Annotated in this window: 17 protein-coding genes and 1 pseudogene; 6 read left to right on the top strand and 12 right to left on the bottom strand. The window is 35.7% G+C overall.

The genetic code is table 11. The features are described 5' to 3' along the window. Positions 1–449: 449 nt before the first annotated feature. Positions 450–1,724 (top strand): MFS transporter, encoded by a 1,275-nt coding sequence (locus B371_RS0116315; RefSeq protein ID WP_026023102.1) that lies wholly within the window; start codon positions 450–452, stop codon positions 1,722–1,724. A 532-nt stretch (positions 1,725–2,256) separates the two neighbouring features. Here the strand turns inward: B371_RS0116315 and B371_RS0116310 are convergent. The 4 genes from B371_RS0116310 to B371_RS22535 all read right to left on the bottom strand — a co-directional run bounded on the left by B371_RS0116310 (position 2,257) and on the right by B371_RS22535 (position 6,464). After that, positions 2,257–3,522, bottom strand: a complete 1,266-nt coding sequence (locus B371_RS0116310; protein ID WP_019415380.1) for a M48 family metallopeptidase — start codon at positions 3,520–3,522, stop codon at positions 2,257–2,259. A gap of 202 nt (positions 3,523–3,724) precedes the next feature. Continuing rightward, positions 3,725–4,780, bottom strand: coding sequence for a hypothetical protein (locus B371_RS0116305; protein ID WP_019415379.1), 1,056 nt, complete (start codon positions 4,778–4,780; stop codon positions 3,725–3,727). Between the two features lie 23 nt (positions 4,781–4,803). Continuing rightward, positions 4,804–6,000, bottom strand: a complete 1,197-nt coding sequence (locus B371_RS22540; RefSeq protein ID WP_237721551.1) for a M3 family metallopeptidase — start codon at positions 5,998–6,000, stop codon at positions 4,804–4,806. Between the two features lie 8 nt (positions 6,001–6,008). Continuing rightward, entirely contained in the window at positions 6,009–6,464 is a 456-nt protein-coding gene (locus B371_RS22535) for a hypothetical protein (protein ID WP_019415377.1), read from the bottom strand. A 711-nt stretch (positions 6,465–7,175) separates the two neighbouring features. Between B371_RS22535 and B371_RS0116290 the strand changes: the two genes are divergently transcribed. Together B371_RS0116290 and B371_RS0116285 are read left to right on the top strand one after the other, a co-directional pair. Further along, on the top strand, positions 7,176–8,477 hold the full coding sequence (locus tag B371_RS0116290; protein WP_019415375.1) for a chloride channel protein: 1,302 nt from the start codon (positions 7,176–7,178) through the stop codon (positions 8,475–8,477). Positions 8,478–8,502: 25 nt separating this feature from the next. Next, positions 8,503–9,114, top strand: coding sequence for a DUF421 domain-containing protein (locus tag B371_RS0116285; protein ID WP_019415374.1), 612 nt, complete (start codon positions 8,503–8,505; stop codon positions 9,112–9,114). A gap of 479 nt (positions 9,115–9,593) precedes the next feature. Here the strand turns inward: B371_RS0116285 and B371_RS0116280 are convergent, their stop codons facing one another. After that, positions 9,594–10,556: a tRNA-dihydrouridine synthase gene (locus B371_RS0116280; RefSeq protein WP_019415373.1), complete on the bottom strand. Its 963-nt coding sequence runs from the start codon at positions 10,554–10,556 to the stop codon at positions 9,594–9,596. Positions 10,557–10,881: 325 nt separating this feature from the next. After that, positions 10,882–11,517, bottom strand: coding sequence for a TetR/AcrR family transcriptional regulator (locus B371_RS0116275; protein ID WP_019415372.1), 636 nt, complete (start codon positions 11,515–11,517; stop codon positions 10,882–10,884). 165 nt (positions 11,518–11,682) lie between these two features. Between B371_RS0116275 and B371_RS0116270 the strand changes: the two genes are divergently transcribed. Both B371_RS0116270 and B371_RS0116265 read left to right on the top strand, forming a co-directional pair. Continuing rightward, a complete protein-coding gene (locus B371_RS0116270; protein WP_019415371.1) occupies positions 11,683–12,504 on the top strand; it encodes an alpha/beta fold hydrolase in 822 nt (273 codons plus the stop codon). Between the two features lie 71 nt (positions 12,505–12,575). Then, entirely contained in the window at positions 12,576–13,334 is a 759-nt protein-coding gene (locus tag B371_RS0116265) for an MBL fold metallo-hydrolase (RefSeq protein WP_019415370.1), read from the top strand. 402 nt (positions 13,335–13,736) lie between these two features. On the opposite strand, the gene B371_RS21990 is transcribed toward B371_RS0116265, so the two are convergent. The 6 genes and pseudogenes from B371_RS21990 to rlmD form a co-directional block, all read right to left on the bottom strand. Further along, the gene (locus B371_RS21990) at positions 13,737–14,006 is read right to left on the bottom strand and encodes a PBPRA1643 family SWIM/SEC-C metal-binding motif protein (protein WP_019415369.1); all 270 of its coding nucleotides are present in this window, start codon (positions 14,004–14,006) and stop codon (positions 13,737–13,739) included. Positions 14,007–14,606: 600 nt separating this feature from the next. Then, positions 14,607–15,107 (bottom strand): DUF6398 domain-containing protein, encoded by a 501-nt coding sequence (locus B371_RS0116255; protein WP_019415368.1) that lies wholly within the window; start codon positions 15,105–15,107, stop codon positions 14,607–14,609. 107 nt (positions 15,108–15,214) lie between these two features. Continuing rightward, on the bottom strand, positions 15,215–15,562 hold the full coding sequence (locus B371_RS0116250; RefSeq protein ID WP_019415367.1) for a hypothetical protein: 348 nt from the start codon (positions 15,560–15,562) through the stop codon (positions 15,215–15,217). A gap of 90 nt (positions 15,563–15,652) precedes the next feature. Then, a complete protein-coding gene (locus B371_RS0116245; RefSeq protein WP_019415366.1) occupies positions 15,653–15,841 on the bottom strand; it encodes a hypothetical protein in 189 nt (62 codons plus the stop codon). A gap of 32 nt (positions 15,842–15,873) precedes the next feature. Next, positions 15,874–16,554, bottom strand: a pseudogene (locus tag B371_RS23050) (class I SAM-dependent RNA methyltransferase); the annotation flags it as partial. Positions 16,555–17,163: 609 nt separating this feature from the next. After that, positions 17,164–18,531 (bottom strand): 23S rRNA (uracil(1939)-C(5))-methyltransferase RlmD, encoded by a 1,368-nt coding sequence (gene rlmD / locus B371_RS0116230; protein ID WP_019415364.1) that lies wholly within the window; start codon positions 18,529–18,531, stop codon positions 17,164–17,166. Positions 18,532–18,930: 399 nt separating this feature from the next. Here rlmD and B371_RS0116225 point away from each other — a divergent pair, with 399 nt between their 5' ends. Further along, positions 18,931–20,184 (top strand): MFS transporter, encoded by a 1,254-nt coding sequence (locus tag B371_RS0116225; RefSeq protein WP_019415363.1) that lies wholly within the window; start codon positions 18,931–18,933, stop codon positions 20,182–20,184. Positions 20,185–20,234 lie beyond the last annotated feature (50 nt).

The raw sequence follows: 20,234 nt of genomic DNA, 5'->3' as shown, positions 1-20,234 counted from the left end.
AAAGTTGAAGATTTATTGGTGAAAACCATTGTCCAAATGACGTTTTTCGTGTAATCTTGTCCATGCTTAGGTCCTTTTTTATTGGATTTGGACGGGTTACCACCTGACTTAATCCATTATAAAGGACTTTTTCTTTGCGCAAATTTAGATTATTGAACATTTTGAGTCTTTTTAATATTTCGTCAAAATTCATGCAATACTAGTGGAAAAATACGAAAAAAATGTAGCCATACCAAACTCTTCTTTCATTTAAAATTTTATTCTCTTTATAAAATAGTTATACAAATTTCACCTAATAAATAGAAAATAATATTGTAAATATCAAAAATTGGTATATTATTAATAAAGGAAGATAAAAACAATAATTAAAATTAAAGGAAAAGGTGTTCTGTCCTTAAAATTTTAAATGTAGCTTCTGCTATCGCATTGTCGTAGGGGAGGTATGCAACATTAAATGGAAAAACTATCCACAAAATATTAAGGTTCGTTTAATTACATCTTTTTTTAACAAGGCAGTAGCTTCAGCAGTGATGCCATTTATGGCATTATTCTTTGCTCAAGAAAAGGGTAAAGTTTGGGCTGGCCTGTTTTTAGTATTTACTGTAATCATTAGTTTTTTTATTAAACTAATTGGTGGCTATATATCCGATAGATTCCCACGAAAAAGTGTGTTAGTAATAACCTCTTCATTAAGTGCAGTGTTATTTTTAATAATGTCCATTAGCTTACTTCCTTTAAATAATATGATTTGGCTGTTTGCCAGTGGTTATCTAGCGTTTGTCATTACAAATAGTTTGGGACGTCCTGCAATGCATGCCATTATTATTGACTCCACCACACCTGAGAACCGAAAGGCTGTATATGCCATTGATTATTGGTTGGTGAATTTATCTATGGCAATTGGTGCTGCATTAGGTGGCTTATTATACGTAAACCATCAAATTGAATTATTCATTCTACTGACAATTATATCTGCTACTCTCCCGATCGCTTATCACATCTGGCTGATCGATGAACATACTAATCGGCTAGAAAAGCAGCACCAAAATGTGTTTATAGACTTAATTCAAAGTTATAAGGTTGCTTTTCAAGATCGACCATTCGTCAAGTTGGTTGCAGGGTCAATGTTCATTCTTGCTGCGGAATTCACTTTAAATAGTTATATTGGCGTTCGACTTGCAGAAACATTTAAGTCTGTCTCTATCGGTGAGTTTGAAATAGGTGGAGTACGTATGTTAAGTATTCTAAATATCGAAAATATGTTACTCGTCGTGTTCTTAACATTTTTTATTACTAAATTTACGGATCGATTTAGCAAACAAAAAATCATACTCATTGGACTCATTATTTATGGAATCGGTTATGTAACCCTTACATCTGCAAATTCATGGTATTTACTTGTCATTTTTGGTTTCATCGCGACGATAGGTGAACTAGTTTATTCACCAACTCTAAATGCTGAACAAGCGAATATGATGCCTGCAGATAAAAGAGGATCCTACTCGGCTTTTTCTAATTTGTCATTCTCTGGAGCCGAATTGATTGCGAGATCCACCATCATACTAGGTGCATTCTTAATCCCAACGATGATGTCTGTATACATTGGAATTATCTCGATGATTGGTATTTTTCTTATCTATTCTGGGTTATTTGTGAAGAACTCCAGGCCAATTGAAAATAGAAAAGCCATTTTGACAACAACAATGAAGTTGTTTAGTAAGTAATCACACTCCTGTTTATCTAATCTATTAGACAAATTAGTTCACACAACTATATCGTAAATCGCCATAAACGGGCTAAGGTTTAAAGATTCTTAAAAGGAAATCATTGGGACAACACCTGATTTTAGTACACTTATTATACAACAAAAACAAGCAATCTTTTCCTCGACAAATTGAGGAAAGGATTGCTTGTTTGGATTGAAGAGCCTGCACATTTACTAGATTTTGAACAGATATAGGACCTACCCTTTACAAGTAATTGAACTGGAAGTCGGCTCCTGCGGGAAAAGCGTGGCAAACGAGTAACCGCAGATGCGCACAAGAACAAAGGCTAAAGAACACCACTTCATGTGGCAACGCACCTCAAGCCAACAGGATGTTGTTGGCCTGAGGATGCTCGACGATTGCCCGCTAAAGCGTCCGCCCGAAACGGAAATCACCTGTACTCCTTGTTATCTCCTCAATTTAAAAATCTTGTTCTTTAACTCACGGCCCCGTTAGGTCGATTCAATTTACAATAATACTATTTTGAACCTCACTCTTTTGATTCATTTTCATTTGCAACTTTATTTATTCTTTCTAGCATTGTCGGATGTGAATATCGGAACCATTTTACGAGTAGTGGAGGATTCACTTCATTTAATCCTGATTTCGTAAGTTCTTGAAAAGTTTTGATAGCTGCTTCCGGGTCGTTCATTAGGTCTATTGCATACTGATCAGCTCTTGTTTCCTGATATCTAGAACTATAATTTGAAATTGGACTTGAAACGAATAATAGAATGGATGTAATAAGTAAAAACAATGGCAATGAATGAATAGCGTTTAGTCGTTTAATTTTTAATACACGTCCAAAGCGATGGATGACCCAAGGCATAATTTTAGCCGTTAACCAGAGCCCGACTAGCATCGTTAGGATATAACCTGCCATTTTGAAGTATATATGTTTCTCCACATAATGCCCCATCTCATGAGCCATAATGAAGAGAATTTCATTTTCTGATAAGCGGTTTAAAGTCGTATCCCATAATACTATTCTTGAATTGCTCCCAAGTCCCGTAACATAGGCATTTAGAGCATTTGTCTTTTCCGCCATGTTAACTTCATACACATGTTCTGATGGAATTTTTGCTTGCTCAGCCAACGCGAGAATCTTCGTCTCTAATTCTTTATTTGTTAGCGGATAAAAATCATTATATAAGGGGTCGATTATTACTGGTTGAATAAACATGAGGAAAATGGAGAAAGGAATCATTAGTAACCAGGCATTTAACCACCATCTCTTTATGCTTTTATTTATCAGCCAATAAAGAACCGTTACAATCACTATAGTCGTTCCTAAGTTAACCCAAAAATCAATGACATTGTCACTCATCCACGAATTGAAATTCTGGGTGCTAATGCCATATTTTTTACTTAAGGAATATCTGTAATAGTCTAGAGGAAATAAAACAATAAACGTAAGAACAGACAGTAAAAATACATATACTGCATTTTGCAAAATCGCCCATTTTTTTTGCAAAGGAATCCAACTTTCAAACGCTAGAGAAAGACCAGTAATCAGTATAAATAAATAGACAAGCCATTCAAATGGTATTGATACAAAAAAGAGGAAATTTTTTATTCTTGAATACTCCTCACTAAGGTACAATTCTCGCTCCGACATAAAAACATTCGGATCTGCAACAGTTCCTTTCAAAGTTGCTGGTATACCCCCACTGCCACTTTGGAAGATATAAATATACATTAGGAGAGCATATACCCCAAATAAGAAAAGGGCTATAATTGCCCATTTTTTCGCCAAAACCACTTCTCCTCCACTCTCTCTTACCTACATTTAGTGTACTCAAGAACGGAAAAGATAGAACTATATTCACACAAATATGCTTTATTCCAACTACTCTATTAAGGGAAGCATGGGGACGGTTCTGCCGCTTCTACGCCCCAAAAAGGAAGCATGAGAACCGTCCCCGTGCGTCCAGTTCAATGAGAAAACTTGTGGTCAGCTACTGCAATTTGTTTGTATTGATACTACCTATATATAGTAATTGTTCAGGTGTTAGTCTGTCTGCGCGTCCATCTAGAATAATTTCAACGTCACGTAAGGTTTCAGTTAATGACACTTCTAATCCAGTTTGTTTTGTAAAAGCTTCTGCAACGAAAAGTGGCTGTGTAAAATAGGATTCCAGTAACTCACCACGATTAAAAATTGCAATATCCTTTTCCTGAAGTCGCTCTTTTCCATGAAGGTTTACAAACGAACGTAATTCTTTATAACGTCGAAGTAGTTGTTGCGCTCTTTGTCTCAAAGTAGAATGTTTTTGGTCTAAATCGATGCTCTCCACAATAGATGATGTTGAATGTAATGGATGAATAGCAGGAAATAGTTGTCTCGCTGCTAGGTCCGCATCTAATTGCCAAAGACTTTCGAGAGGACCATAAGGCATATCTTCATCCACGACATCTCCTGATATGTCTACTAAAATAGTTGTGATTTCTCTTGTTTTTTGACCTACTAAACGTTCCTGCAAATCTAACAAGTCACCTGAAATTATATAACTTCGATCCGTGAAAAAGACAATCTCTGAATCTTGTTTAGTCATTTTATCAAATGCTTCCTCTATTGAAGTGACCACGTAATTGGCTAGGTCTGCTAACTCTTTCATATCAGCTGTTGTAGATTCTGGCATTAATAATATGGTTTCATATGTAGATTCTTTCAGACGATGTAATAGTTCAGCTAGAATGACTAATTGTCCCATTCCTGGTCGTGCAACGATTCCTACCGTTCCACCTGCAACCACTGGTGCAAAAAAGTCTAACACTTTTATATGTGTCGGTATCATATTTCCCTTCACCTCTTTGAGGATCAGTTCATCCACTGTACAATTTGCTAAAGATGCTAATCCAACGAGAGTTCGTACTTCAGCTTTACCAAGGTCAATCTTTCCTGTACATAAATTGGAGACAGTAGCTGGACGAATTCCAATTGACTTTGCTGCAACTGTTAAGTTCGGAACTTTTCTTCGTAATAATTCAGCATTCAATCGAATCTCTTTCAAATTCTCTCAACTCCTATTTCATACTAAAATTTTTGATGGTCCATATTATTTAACCACGCTTGTACTTCCTCAAGTATAGTCGGTAAACTATCTTCTTCAAAAGGAGAGTTTAGATTTGCACTTACTAGCAAGTCTTGAAACGATAAGCTTCCACCACTCTTACACATACTTATAAAAGAATTTATAGGTGGCACTCCATCTATTTGTTGCTTCTTCCACATCTGTAACGAGCAAAAATGAGCCAGGTCATAATCAATAAAGTAAAAGGGCGTCGTGAAAATATGTGAGTATTCATAAAATCCCATTCCCTGTTCCAAAAATTCATTTTGATCATAATCTTTTTCTGGCATGTATTCAGATTCAAGTTTTCGCCACTGTTGTTTCCTTTGTAGCGCTGTTGCATTTGGAAATTCATATAGATAATGTTCAAATTCATCTACCACAGAAGCTATTGGCATATACATAAGACCTTGGGTTAAATGTTCATATTTATATCTTTCCACTTCACTTCCAAAGAATAGTTCCATCCACGGCCAAACTAAGCGTTCCATGGTAAATGAAAACAATTCAGCAGAATCATATGGAATAATATATTCATGAATATTTTTATCCCGCGTCATATAAAATTGAAAAGCATGTCCAGCTTCATGAGCAAATACTCGAACATCATTCGAACTTCCGTTAAAGTTACAATACATATATGGTGCAACCTCTTCACCAATGTACGTAGCAAATGCTCCACCAAATTTGTTAGGTCTACTTTGTACATCTATATTATCTTTACTCATAATTTCATTATAAAAAGACGAGGTTTCAGGAGAAAGTTCAGCAAACACAATTTGATAATTCTTTAAAATTTGTTGAAAATCTCCCTTTGGTTTAGGAGCAGGTGTTTGAAAGAAAACATGTTCATCATAGTATTTTAATTTCTCAACTTTTAATCTTTCTTGTTGTTTATGGCGAAGGTTGTTAACCAAAGGAACTCCTACTTCTTTTACTTGCATACGATATTTTTTATAGTCGGCTGGAGTAAGATTTGTACGATGCATTCGATGATAACCTAATTCAATATACGATGGATAACCTAATTTCAAAGCCATTTGATGTCGAACTTTAACTAATTCGTCTAATATTCGATCAAACTCTTTTTGGTTGTTTTGAAAAAATAAATATTTCGATTCAAATGCTTCTTTCCTTGTACTTCGATTTGCCGAAAAAATATACGGTATTAGTGAAGAAAGAGGTATGCTTCCCCCCTGAACATACTCTCTGCTTTGCTAAATATTTGCTGATACTCTGAAACCAACTTGTTTTCTCTATCTACCTCCTCTGCTATTCCCTTATTAAAGGTTTTTATTTTTATTTCAGCTAATTTAAAAAGATGCACTCCCCATAGTCCCTCCAGTTCAGTTCTAAAAACAGCCGATAAAATTGCTTCGTAATAGTCGTTAACTAATGAAAGGTATCCAGGTTCAGAATGCTGAATATTTGAATCCTCTTCTCGAGCTTTTACATTACTCAAATCACTGAAATGGTTAATCCTAAGTAAATTTTTTGTTCCCTCGTATAACAGACGTTGTTTGTTGAACTCTTTAAAGTAATTGTTTTGTTCTTCCAAAGTTTCAGCAGATATGAAGGAATGAAGCAAGTTATTAAAATTTCCTTTAAATACGATGTAATCCATGAAATACCTCCTCAAATTTTCCTCAGTAATTACTTTTTATAGTAATTAAAATTACTATTTAAGTCAAACAATAAATAATTATGATCTAATTTACAAATAAAAAAGGACCACTTGGCCCTTTTACATACTATTTAAAATGTAGTTACTAACCTACCAAGTAAGTTAAATGGATTTACTTTCCCTGTTTCATATGGTGTTGATTGAAGTACTCTCCCTTCATTCAATCCCATGTACGGGATCTCCTACATCTGTTACAACTAGATATTTGTTATTTTTCGCTACACTCAAAACGTCTATTGAACATCGTGAAGTCGTTTTAAATTCTTCAGTAAAGAACCATGCTGGATACTTATTAAAAAAATAATATGGCAGATTACACTCGAGAAAAGTAATAGATAGACTATTTTGCAAGTCAATTTATAGAAACTTAAAAGGGAACAAGTTTCCACTGACTTGTTCCCTTACTATTTTAGAAACTCAACTCTCTAACCATTCTCCCTTTATACCACTATTTACGGTACGGTTCTTCGTTGTACATTAAATGAGATTTGTCAGATTAGTGTGTAAAAAACCTTTTATTAAAATGAATTAATGGGTTCATCTCTTTTTACTTATTTCATAATCGGCTATTCAATATTTTTTAGATTAATTTTAATACAATAGGCAACAATAGTATTAAAATTCAAAGAAAGAAAAGAGGCGAATTGGGGAATGCTGTTAAAGTATAAAAACTTTTTTTCAGTACTGTTTCTATGGATTTTCTTTGGCAGCATAATTGGTATAGTTGTCGGCTCGACAACCTTTTTCCTTTTAGAGATTAACGATTATCTAGGAGATGATATACGATCAAAAAGGGATTGGCTTATCTTCTTTCTCCCCTTTGGCGGAATTATCATAGGATACATATATATGAAATACGGAAAGGTATTTTTGAATAATACTTTGAGTGACACTGCTGAACTCAATAATCTGGTAATAGACTCAGTTCATGGAAAAAAAGAGGTACCGCGGAGAATGGGACCTATCATCTATTTCGGGACTTTTATAACAGTCCTTTTTGGAGGTTCAACCGGAAGAGAAGGTGCAGCTGTCCAAATGGGAGCAAGTGTAGCTGCAACGATCAACAAACTATTTAAGATAAACATATTTGATAAGAAAATTTTAATAATGAGCGGTATAAGTGCTGGTTTTGGGGCTGCCTTTGGAGCACCTATAACAGGCGCTGTATTTGGGATGGAGATGGCTGCTTTAGGGAGGCTGAAATTTGAAGCACTTGTTCCTTGTCTTACGGCAAGCTTTGTTGGTCACTATGTAACTACAGCAGCTTGGGGACATAAACACGAAGAATTTATAATACAAACCGTACCGGAAATAACTATTATTACATTTATACTAGTTATTCTTCTATCAGTCCTATTTAGCCTAGTAAGCGTTTTATACTGTCAGTTGAGGCATGGGATAGAAAAATTCTCTGAGAAACTTTTCAAAAAAAACCATATGAAAAGAGCCTTTTTTGGAGGTATTGTCATTGTGGTATTAACTTTAATCGTTGGTACACAAGATTATAATGGCCGAGGAATACAGATGTTAGAACAATCTTTTACAGAAGACGTTCCACCCTTTGCTTTCCTGGCCAAGCTACTTTTTACAGCAGTAACTCTTGGTACGGGCTTTGTTGGCGGAGAAGCCATACCTTTATTTTTCATTGGATCAACATTAGGCAATACCCTACACACATTCATCGATTTACCTATGTCATTTCTCGCTGCATTAGGATTAATCGCTGTTTTTGCTGGAGGAGCTAATACCCCTATAACAGCTTTCCTGCTGGCAATGGAGATGTTTGATGGAAAAGGGTTAGAGTACTTTTTTGTTGCTTGTTTAGTCAGCTATCTATTCTCAGGACATCATGGACTATGGCCTTCTCAAAAAATATATGAGCCTAAGAGCAGGTTATATAATACTCTTCGCGGGGAAACAATTAAAAACGTTGAAATAAAGAAGAATCTTTAGAAACATTTGAAAAGAGGCGATGTTTTTGGATTTACATTTCATATGGAAAGCTATTGTCGTCGTGATAGGCGGAATCCTGATTTTACGATTAGCTGGAAGAAAATCAATCTCACAGCTTACTGTTGCTCAGACTGTCATGATGATAGCTGTTGGGTCATTAATTATTCAACCTGTCGGCGATAGGAACATTTGGATTACAATGGTGATTACATTTTTAATGGTAGCTACACTTATTGTTATTGAATATATCGTTTTGAAATCAAATGCTCTTGAAACTCTAATTTATGGGAAAGGCCTTGTAGTAGTTGAAAATGGTCAAATAAATGAAACCAATTTAAAGAAGCTGCGGTTAACGGTTGATATGCTTGAAGTACGAATGAGACAACAAAACATTCAGCATTTTACTGATTTACAATGGGCTACTATAGAATCGAACGGTCAGTTAGGATATATGTTAAAGTCTGATAAACAATACGCTACAAAAGCGGACATCCAGATGCTAAAAGCGCTGATTGAATCGAATCAATCTACTCCTCCAAATGAAACATTAAAAACTAAAACAAGTGTGTCAGATAACATATTTACTGAGGTTAAAGATAGAAAGCATAAAGAAAAACCTAAAGAGCATTTGGATTAACACTAATTAAAAGATCCCAACTAAGCATGATAATTTACGTTCTTTCCTTTGGGTGTCTGGCTTCTCGCGGGAGGCATCCACCACAAAGCTCCGAAGCGTTTATTAAAGGGAATACTTATACTTAGTCCAGTGACTATAACGGTAGAATTTTTCGATGATCTCTTCCCCCAAAAAGGGATTTCCCAATAAAAAAAGACCTAGAATCTAAAGCTGACTCCAGGACTTCAATTTACGATTTAACTCTTTAATTCCAACCAAGCCACACACTTAAAATGTGCAGAGTGTATGTGGCAACACAAGGGTGCTGGTGGGTTTATTACATCCTTAAAATATTTTTCTTTTAGAAAACAGAATTGTTCAAAACAAAAGTTGCCAGCTACAAAGAACTTGAAACTGAATAAAGTAAGTACACATGGGTTGATGTGATTCATTTTTCTCTAACTTTTTGAGAGTTACATCACTTCACTGTCCCCGTCCCATCAACATTCTTTTTCAAAGTTATCAAGCAATGCACGCACTTCATCTGTTGATTTCGTATTCATCAATTGATTTCTTAATTCAGCAGCTCCACTGAATCCTTTGACATAAATTTTGAAAAAACGATGAAGCCCCGTGATTGAACGTGGCAGTGCTTCCGCATATTGATCTTGAAGATCAAGCTGCAATCTTAATAGATCGAGGTATTCTTTTCTGCTATGCTCTTTTGGCTCTTTTTCAAAAGCAAAAGGATTTGTAAAAATACCTCGCCCGATCATCACGCCGTCAATACCATATTGTTCAGCAAGTTGCAGTCCAGTTTGACGGTCAGGAATGTCTCCATTGATTGTTAGTAGCGTATTTGGTGCGATACGGTCACGTAATTTTTTAATTTCCGGAATTAGCTCCCAATGCGCATCTACTTTGCTCATTTCCTTTCTTGTACGTAAATGAATAGAAAGGTTAGCAATATCCTGTTTTAAAATATGCGTTAGCCACTCCTCCCACTCATTTACATCGTTATAGCCAAGTCGTGTTTTCACGCTGATAGGCAGTCCGCCCGCTTTTGCAGCTTGAATAAGTTCTGCCGCGACGTCTGGATGCAGAATAAGGCCACTACCTTTCCCTCTCGTTGCCACATTCGGTACAGGGCAGCCCATATTAATATCAATGCCTTTAAATCCAAGCTCTGCCATGCCAATACTCATTTGACGGAAATATTCGGGATTATCCCCCCAAATATGTGCCACCATTGGCTGTTCATCTTCTGTAAAAATTAAACGGCCACGCACACTTTTAATGCCCTCTGGATGACAATAGCTATCCGAATTTGTAAACTCTGTGAAAAATACATCCGGTCGACCAGCCTTACTTACTACCTGACGAAAAACAACATCTGTCACATCTTCCATTGGTGCAAGTACAAAAAATGGTCGTGGTAAATCACGCCAAAAATTATCTATCATATTAAATCAAAATCCTCTCATAATGAATACAACTTCAAACCCTCGGTCAAAAAATACAATGTCTAATGTTCCACTTCTTTTACACTTATATCATGCTCAATAACTTATTATCAAACACAAGTACATTTGGACATTTTATATTTTGTGAAAACCTATTTTAAAAATCGGTTAGTGTTTATTTTAACTAAAATCTGTCCTAAATGGTATTTTTATAAACAGAAAAGCAGATGATATAGATATTTTCTATATCATCTGCTTTTCTATTATACCAACTCCAACCAAGCGACCGATTTGATTAAATGTCCACTCGAGTAACAGGTACCTATTACTTAATGTCCTCTTTTAATTGCTGTGACGACATAAATTCCACGTTCAACATTTGACCATCGATATACTGCTGTACATTACTCACGCAATGTCGAATGTAAATGCTATCATCAAATAATTTACTGAGCATAACGCCACCTTCTATCACCGCAATAATATAGGTACATATCTCCTCAGAATTTATATTACTTCTAAATTCTTTATTATCAATTCCACTGTCTACGATTACTTTTAATTTTCCAATGAAAACTTTCATCGCCTGTTGAGCTCGTTCTTTAAGAAAGGGGTGTCCATCGTCGCTTTCAATAGCTGTATTTAATATTGGACATCCACCTTCTATAGTATTGCTTTCAATGATATCTATATAAACATCACAGATTGCCAATAATCTTTCTTTTGAGGTGGTTGTGTTCTCAAGTGCTTTTGAGAGGAAATCCAGAATTTTTGAAACAGAATAGTCAAAAGCGGCAAGTGCAATTTCATCTTTATTTTCAAAATGATTGTAAATGCCCCCTTTGTGAACACCGCTACGATCAATAATTTCAGATAGAGATGCGCCTGTATATCCTTTGGTATTAAATAAACCAGCAGATTCGCGGATTATATGTTCTTTGGTTATTTGTCCTTTACGCATTAAAACCCCTCCTTAAAAAGTACCGAATGGTCTTAAATTATTATACTTCTTTTAAATGAATATACAAGAAGAGAGCTTTTAAGCAATAAAACCCTTGCAGAAAAAAAACGCTATGCTATATTAAAAAGAGACCGGTCGGTTTTAAAAATAAAGGAGGATTTATTGGTGAAGAAACTTATGACAGTTCGTGGGAAAGAAACTTACTATTTGGATTACGGCAGTTCTAATGCACCAGCGGTACTGTTTTTACATGGATTTCCTGAATCCTCCTTGTTATGGAGTGAAGCAGCCTTGGTCGTTCAGAAGGCTGGGTACAGAGCTATTGCTCCAGATCTTCCAGGTTTCGGACAAAGTGTAGCCTTCGATGAACCGTCTACATGGGAGCGATATATGGAATTTATAAGCGATTTTGTTGCTGAACTTTCTATTGAGCAATTTCATCTGGTCACTCATGACTGGGGGGTTCTGATAGGAACCAGGTGGGCTTGTACCCATCCTGGGCGTGTGCGAAGTTTGGTTATTTCAGATGGTACTTTTAGTCCTGATTATGTTTGGCATAAAGATGCTCAGATAATACGTTCGAATGGCGGCGGAGAGCAATGGGTTGCATTTCTGCAAAACAAAACTGTATTTGATGGTTTTATGAAAAAATCAGTACCAAATGTATCACAAGCAATTGTTGGGGATTTTTATGAACTGTTTTCTGGTCCACTCAATGAAAAAGTTACGTTAGATTTATACCGCTCTGGAGATATGCAGAAACTCGAAATGTACCGTGGAAACTTGGCGGAATCTCTGTCTATTCCTATAACCATCATTTTTGGAGAGAATGATACCTACATTTACCCAGAATTTGGACTTAAGTTAAAAAACGAAGAGTTGCCGCATGCTTCCTTTCACATCATTCCAGAAGTAGGTCATTTTACGCCCTTGGAAGCACCAAAAGAATATGGTTCTCTACTTACACAACATTTTAATCAAATATAAGGTTTTTGAGGGTGGTGAACGATTTTCTTCTTCACCCTTTTCCACAAAAAGTAATTAGGAGATGGTTGACCATGACTTTGTCCATTCAACATATACGTAATGCAACGTCGCTTATTCTAATAAATGGTAAAAAGATTCTCGTCGATCCGATGCTAAGTGACGTAGGGGAACTGCCCCCTGTACCTTTTACAAGGTCTTTAAAGAGAAATCCAATTGTGCCTCTGCCTGTAGAGTTAGGTATTTTTGAAAATATTGATGCAATTTTACTAACTCATCTTCACTTTGATCACTTTGATAAAATGGCAAAGAAAGTTCTAAACAAACATGTCCCAGTCTTTTGCCAACCAGCTGATCAAAAATATATTAAATCCTGTGGTTTCAACAACGTCTATCCAATAGACGATACCAGTCAATGGTATGGAATTAATTTTAAAAGGATTAGTGGCCAGCATGCGAAGGGAATAGTAGGTCGACTGCTAGGACCAGTATCCGGATTTATTCTGAGCACTTCAGACGTAGAATCCCTTTATATAGTAGGGGATTGCATTTTCACAGACCAACTCAACGAAGTTTTTAAGCAATACCAACCGCAAGTATGTATAGTAAATACACCAAGAGCACAATTACTGCTCGGTTCGATTATCACGATGACCCCAAAAGATATCATTAAAGTCTTACACGTATCACCCTCATCCAAAATTGTAGCTGTGCATATGGATGCAATAAGCCACTGCACGTTAACAAGAAAGGATTTATTTCAGTATCTAGTGGCACATAACGTGTTAGATTCAGTGACTATTCCTAAAGATGGAGAGCTCATCTATTTTTAATTTTCGTATGGAGTGAAATTATTAGGGATATAACTGAGGTCTAACAACTATATTTGAATTGGTGTCAGGTACCTGTGCGATAAACTATTCAAATTATACACTACTATTGCATGTTTAAATTTCTTAAAAGGTTAGTTAATTGGTTTCGCGTAGCTACAATCTGCATGAATTATCAATCTCGTAAGTAATCATAATTTAAGTGGCGCCACCCTTAACAATACTATTCGACTCCCAATTATCGATTAGGTATCTCTGTGTTACTAACAATCATGTAAGTTGAAATATTCATCTTTGTTTTTGACAAAGTCGCCACGGGTCCACACGAGATGGGTTCATTCAGACGTTGCCCAGGAAGCAACGATGGTATCCGTCTCTATACCACTTAAGGAAGTAAAACGATTATTAGCCACAACACTTTTTATACTTCTTACCACTGCCGCAAATACAAGGATCATTTCTGCCAATTTCTACATCGTTTACAATCGTTTTTGTATTTTCAACTTGCACACCTGACAATCTTTGTATATCAGAAAGATCTTCTGGTTTGTCAGGTTCAATTCCAATAACAACCTTCCATCCATTTCTTTCACATAAGTCATATATTTCACTTGCTCTTTCTTCGGTAGCTACACGTACTATAACTGGTTTATTTTTCGTCCCTAATTTAGCCAATTTATATTCCTCCACTTTTGTTTACTCGTTACAGGTTAATTAATATCCGTTCCTGTTTCGGATTAATCATACACCACATTATACCTGATTCTTAACTCCAATTTGAACAAGAGAACAACTTTACTAGTGTCCATGAAATTCTTCATATAATTGTAGTGTATAATCAGAGTTGTTTTTCACACAGGTATCTATCACTTTGACACTGTTCACTACTACCTCTAGGTTGATACACATAAATTCTTTGTAATAATGAAATCAGATATTGAGTACAAGAAAAAAGACCATTTAGTGCTGTTACACCAAACGGTCCAAGTAATAGTAGGTTCCCTTCAAGAGGGATTGGCTGAAATAGGATTAACCCATCTGAGCTCTAACTCAAGGATGGGTTTTTTTATGGTTAAATAACAGAATTGACACAAAGTGGCATATGTTGTGGATACAACAAATAATTTCTTGAATACAGTAGATGCAAAAAAAAATGAAAACAGCCCCAATAGCAATTCTGCTCTTGGGGCTGTTTTCGAATAAATAATCGTAATCTAGTGGTTCCTTGAGAAACTGTTCTTCTATTTTTGGTACTACTCTGTTTCTAACCTATTTTCATGATATGTATGGAATCAAACCTTTTCGATATGCTTCTTCTTGTATTTCTCTAGGTGCATTTCGGGCGTCTATAATAAATCCATTCACTGTTATCATCCAAACCATTTCATTATTCTCCATTTTACTTAGGAGTGTCCAAGTTGGATCAAAAATGCCTATTTTCATCATATCTCTTATTAGTTTTGACTTTGCACTTCCTGTACTTCCACTTACCCCAAATTTTGAATATAACTCGTTCACTTTCATAGTAGGACTTTGAGCAGGATCAAAAAGAAAATTAACCGTTCCTATTGCATGTACGATGCCACATGCCCATACGTTAGCTTTTCCTTTTACAATGGGGGAAGGTCGTTTTCTGCATAATGCGGCGCACAACTGGAAGCCTAATAGCTGATACTCTTCGTTCAAATTTTCTTTGCAAAATCCTCTTATAATTTCTGTGATTTCATTGTATTTATCCTGCATCTCTTTTGGTACTGTTAGTGACTTACTTTTCATCAGTACATCTCCCCTTTCATTATAAAGTTCATGATGTATCTACTTGAAATGTATCCATGCAAATCTGCGAAATACTTGACGTTCAGATCATGTAAAAAGCTATGCTTTTAATTCAAGGTTGCAACCCCATCTAATCTATTGAGTTTAAAAAATGCAATAAATCGATCAACTGATGGATCCCCACTGTTAACTTTCTTCATAAATTTTGCACTTCGTTTAATCAGGTACTGTTTATGGTCCGCCAAAAAATAATAGACTAAACCTGATGTCATGCTAAATTCACCGAGATGAATTAACCTCGTAAACACAAGCATATTTTCATTTAAACCTGAACTCAATCCTACATCTACTACTTGGACAGCATCATTATTACTTAATACTTCTTTTAGGAAAAGAACTCCATTTTCTTTATCAATCTTCGTAATTTCATATAGTAAATTATCTGTTTTTTCCATTGCAGCTAATAATTCGACTTCCTGTTCACTAATATCTTTCGCTTGCTCTATATATTCAGATACAGAGTTCCCACCATTTCTTATATTTCCTTAAATATTGAAGTCTAGAATTACTTCCTTCTCATAGTTAGATTCAATAACAATTTCATTATTTTTGGCAATTCCCATAATTTCTATTGCCTTATTAAATTTCACTTTATCAACGCACTTTTCCAAAATATTCGAATTTAAATCAACTTGTAGTTTTCTGTATTCTTTATATTTTTCTAATAAATCCATTTTGCATTCTCTTTTCAATTTCGAATTTTGTTTCAAGTTAATTTCAACCAAGCAACACACTCAACATGAGTAGTTTGTGGGAACATATCAACTGGCTGTAATTCTTGTGTAGCGTATCCACCATCTTCTAAAATCATTAAGTCCCTTGCAAGCGTTACTGGGTTACATGATACATAAACAACGCGTTTGGGTTTTTGTTTCAATATCGTTTGAAGCAATGCTTCGTCGCATCCTTTGCGTGGAGGATCGACTACTAGTACGTCGGCTTTGATGCCATCTTTGTACCATTTAGGGATGACCACTTCTGCAGCATCCGCTTCGAAATTTTTCTATTGTTTTGTCCCTTTGTGGGAACTTCTTTTTCTTCGTAATGGGGACGACCATGATTTCGCCTGTTGCGCGTCCTTTACGATTGACGACATGGCGTAACATGCCTTGGTGTGTTTTTTCATTATATGGAGTAATGCCAAGTCGGCCTTATCACGAAGTATGTGATCTGCTTCTTCTGTTTGAATGATACAAATATCAGTATTTGCAATTTCATGCGAACGCGTTTGATAAAAGCCTGCAACTACTCGTCCATCTTGTAAAGCGAATGGAATTTGTGATTTATTGCGGTAGCGCCATGGGTTGTCCATTCCTTTGACAGGATGAACAGGTACGTGTGGTATCTTCGCGATACGCTCCATTGCGTTCTTAACTATTTGTTGTTTCCACACAGTTATGTAAAATTCCAATTGCTACATTTGAATATAAAAAAGGTAATCTCATAATTGGAACAAACACAGAAAAGGCTTTAACAATGTATTAATATTATCGATACTTTCTACTTATTTCTAACTTAAAGATTTTTATTATTTCAGCCTTAGTTAGAAAAATAGTTAGAATGGCTGATTCAATGCTTCATAAGCATCCCATATGAAGTTTCAACTAACCTTCCATTGAATTTCTAACTAATTTCCGACCAATTTCTAACTTAAGGCAAAGTTAAATTCAAGGTATTCAAGTTAGAAACCAAAAGCCAACTTGATTTTTTAGATGAACCCGTATTTCTTATAGTTTTATCTTTTTTTGACATTTCATTTATAATATTATCTATCTTACTCCTTTTATGTTCAAGAGTTAGCGTATCGATAATTTTTCAAGTAATAATTCATCAGTTTACTTACTTGTAAAGTAACACAATTACTCACAACTTTATGTAGTTTTTTGTCGAGAAGCTATAATGAATTTGAGTTAACAGTAAAATTGCCACTTCCTTATAACGATCATTCAATTCGAATACAACAGAAGCCCTGAATCACAGGACTTCCAATTACGATTTAACTATTCAATTCCAACCAAGCAACACACTCAACATGAGTAGTTTGTGGGAACATATCAACCGGTTGCACTTCCTTTGTCTCGTAGCCGCCATCTTCTAAAATCATTAAGTCCCTTGCAAGTGTTGCTGGGTTACATGATACATAAACAATGCGTTTGGGTTTTTGTTTTAATATCGTTTGAAGCAATGCTTCGTCGCATCCTTTACGTGGAGGATCGACTACTAGTACGTCGGCTTTAATGCCATCTTTGTACCATTTAGGGATGACTACTTCTGCAGCACCCGCTTCGAAATAAGTATTTTTAATTTCGTTGATTTCCGCGTTACGTTTTGCGTCTTCAATGGCTTGTGGCACAATTTCTACACCCATAACTTGCTTCGCTTGTTTCGCTAAGAACAACGAGATGCTTCCAATTCCACAGTAGGCATCAATGACTGTTTCTGTACCTGTTAATTGTGCGTATTCAAGAGCTTGTTGGTATAACACCTCTGTTTGTTCTGGATTGACTTGGTAGAACGAACGAGCTGAAATTTCAAATCGCACATCGCCAATTCTATCTTCGATGACATCTTTGCCATAAAGCGTGAAGGTTTCTTCACCGAAAATGACATTTGTTTTTTCAGTGTTTACGTTTTGGACAATGGATGTGACTTCTGGCAGAATTTTTTTAATGATTTCTATTGTTTCGTCCCTTTGTGGGAACTTCTTTTTCTTCGTGATGAGCACGACCATGATTTCGCCTGTTGCGCGCCCTTTACGAATGACGACATGACGTAACATGCCTTGGTGTGTTTTTTCATTATATGGAGTAATGCCAAGTCGGCCTAATTCTATTTTCATATCACGAAGTATGTGGTCTGCTTCTTCGGTTTGAATGATACAAATATCAGTATTTGCAATTTCATGCGAACGTGGTTGATAAAAGCCTGCAACTACTCGTCCATCTTGTAAACCGAATGGAATTTGTGATTTATTGCGGTAGCGCCATGGGTTGTCCATTCCTTTGACGGGGTGAACAGGTACGTGTGGTAACTTCGCGATACGCTCCATTGAATTCTTCACCATTTGTTGTTTCCATTTCAGTTGCCCTTCATATGATAAATGTTGGACTTGGCATCCACCACATTCATCAAACACATGACATGGGGGTGCTACGCGGTGTTCGGATGGTGTTATGATTTCCATTAATTTTGCAAAGCCATACGATTTCAATGTTTTCATAACATGGACTTCTACCGTTTCACCAGGCAGTGCTCCTGCAATAAATAACGGATAGCCGTCTATTTTAGCAACTCCTGCTCCATCATGTGTTAAATCTTCTACGTGAACCGTGATTCGATCATTTTTTTGTACGGGTAAAGACATGTAACTTCCTCCATTTCAATTCGTTTAATTGTATCATGTAGGGGTGGAAAAAGCAGAGTGAGCTTGAATGCAGTTAAGAAGTTGAAGTCAGAACCAAGATTGAAGAAAACCAGGTGCTCCCTTTGCTCCTGTAATTTCTTCAATCTTTTTTATGTTTACTTACTTTAAAATCACAAATTTTCTACCTATTGTTCATTCGATGTGTTAAGAACTAACCGACCTACAACTTTCTCAGTAGGAATTTTGTTCTTTTTGTCAGTAGTTTGTATGAGATAAACTCTAGCCTTTTGCATGATTTACTAAAGAAGCTATTCATTTATAGTGATTTTAAGAAGGATTGTAAAGAGGAAAACTCGATATGTTTAGAGAGTTGACTCCAACAAAAAGGAGCACACCACATTGAAATCTTTACTAAATGACTCTCGTTTCCGTTTAATTATTTTTGCTAATATTGCCTCATCGATTGGATCAGGCATAACTATGATTGCCATACCTTGGATGCTAGTAACCAGTAATGATGGAACTACAGTGTTTGGTTACGTAACGATATTCATGACGATTATAAGCTTTTTAATTACCCCGCTAGTAGGTACTTTAATTGATAAAATGTCTCGAAAAAGGTTACTTCTAACTAGTAAAATAATAAGTCTTATATTGTTGCTACTCTTTTCTCTAATTGGATTTGTTGGTCTAGATTATGAGGTGTGGCACTATATCATCATTTACATGATTGGCAGTTTATATTACACCATTTTTTATCCTACGTTATTTGCTTTAAATCAAGAAATCTTTAACAAAGACCAATATAAATCCCTAAACGGAACAATGGAAATCCAGGGTCAACTATCTAGTGTGATCGCTGGAGCATTAGCTAGTTTCATGTTAACCAAATGGGATTTACACTATATTTTGTTACTTGATGTATTTACTTATGCAGCAGCCATCTACTTTTTTATTAGAATTCCATATGTGCGAAATCAAATGTCTACAACTAAGTCTAGTAAGAAAGAAAAAGTGACTGATGGATTAACTTATATGATAAAACGACCGGCTATGTTCTTTTTTCTACTTTTTTCTATTATGCCTTTTATAGGCGTTATGATTACGAATTATTTATTCCCTGTCTATTTATCGGATGTTTTAAAGACTCCGGGGAGTATCTATGGTATTCATGGAATGATTTACGGCTTCGGAGCAGTAGCTGCAGGTATTTTAGTTCCTATAATTGCTCGCAAAATTGGGGATGAAAAGACAATCGTTTTAGGAGTAATTACTTATACACTTGCCATTTCATTAATTATTTTCACTAGTATTCCCATCTTCCTATCACTAATGTTCTTTATCGCACTTGGAAATAGTGGAACAAGAGTCGCTCGGAATTCCTTTTTAATGGACGAAATTCCAAATCATCTAATAGGAAGAGTTGATAGTTTATTTCGCTCAATCGGACTTCTATTTAGAATAGTTCTACTCGCCATCTTTACTGAAATGGTATCATCAGGTCTAATCATTACCTGCTTTATCTTACTCAGTGGAATAATGATTGTTACTTCAATTTTCGTCATATCATCATGGAAAACGGGGGTTACATTAGATAACACCGATAGTATACTTCAGCCACGTGGTAATATGAAAAAAATCGAGGTCCATTAATAATTTTATTCCAAAATCAAAAGAGCCCAAATACAGCTTGGGCTCTTTTG

It is taken from the genome of Paenisporosarcina sp. TG20 (genome assembly GCF_000286315.1).
GTDB lineage: Bacteria > Bacillota > Bacilli > Bacillales_A > Planococcaceae > Paenisporosarcina.
Note: the sequence above shows the minus strand (reverse complement) of the source record. Positions and strands in the feature narration are given on the sequence as shown.